Raw genomic sequence first — 1,081 nt, forward strand, 5'->3', positions numbered from 1 at the left:
AGAATTAAGCGAAGATCTTAGCAACAACACCAGCACCAACTGTACGGCCACCTTCGCGGATCGCGAAACGTAGACCTTCGTCCATCGCGATTGGAGCGATTAGCTCTACAGTCATCTTGATGTTATCACCTGGCATTACCATTTCTACGCCTTCTGGTAGCTCGATGTTACCAGTTACGTCAGTTGTACGGAAGTAGAACTGTGGACGGTAGCCTTTGAAGAACGGAGTATGACGGCCGCCTTCGTCTTTAGAAAGTACGTATACTTCTGACTCGAACTTAGTGTGTGGAGTGATTGAACCTGGCTTCGCTAGTACTTGACCACGTTCTACTTCATCACGCTTAGTACCACGTAGAAGTGCACCAACGTTCTCACCCGCACGACCTTCGTCTAGAAGCTTACGGAACATCTCAACACCAGTACATGTTGTTGTGATTGTCTCTTTGATACCTACGATAGCAACTTCGTCACCTACGTTTAGGATACCGCGCTCGATACGGCCAGTTACTACTGTACCACGACCTTGGATTGAGAATACGTCTTCGATTGGCATTAGGAACGGCATGTCTACTGCACGCTCTGGCTCTGGGATGTAGTTGTCTAGCGCTTCTGCTAGTTCAATGATCTTAGCTTCCCATTGCTCTTCGCCGTTTAGTGCGCCTAGAGCTGAACCTTGGATTACTGGTAGATCATCACCTGGGAAGTCGTACTCAGATAGAAGTTCACGAACTTCCATTTCTACTAGCTCTAGAAGCTCTTCATCGTCAACCATGTCACATTTGTTCATGAATACGATGATGTAAGGGATACCAACCTGACGGCCTAGTAGGATGTGCTCACGAGTTTGTGGCATTGGGCCATCTGTCGCAGCAACAACTAGGATACCACCGTCCATCTGTGCAGCACCAGTGATCATGTTTTTAACATAGTCAGCGTGTCCTGGACAGTCTACGTGTGCGTAGTGGCGAGTTGGAGTGTCGTACTCAACGTGAGAAGTTGAGATTGTGATACCGCGCTCACGCTCTTCTGGAGCGTTATCGATAGATGCGAAGTCTTTCGCTTCACCGCCGTACACTTTAGC

The 1,081-nt window shown here is 48.3% G+C and carries 1 protein-coding gene; it reads right to left on the bottom strand.

Annotated elements, in window-relative coordinates; translation table 11 throughout:
• Window positions 1-4 precede the first annotated feature (4 nt).
• The coding region (gene tuf / locus ACQEXR_RS20230) for an elongation factor Tu (RefSeq protein ID WP_269378573.1) at window positions 5-1,081 on the bottom strand (1,077 nt) is incomplete at its 5' end.

Source organism: Vibrio sp. TRT 2004, assembly GCF_050113735.1.
Taxonomy (GTDB): Bacteria; Pseudomonadota; Gammaproteobacteria; order Enterobacterales; family Vibrionaceae; genus Vibrio.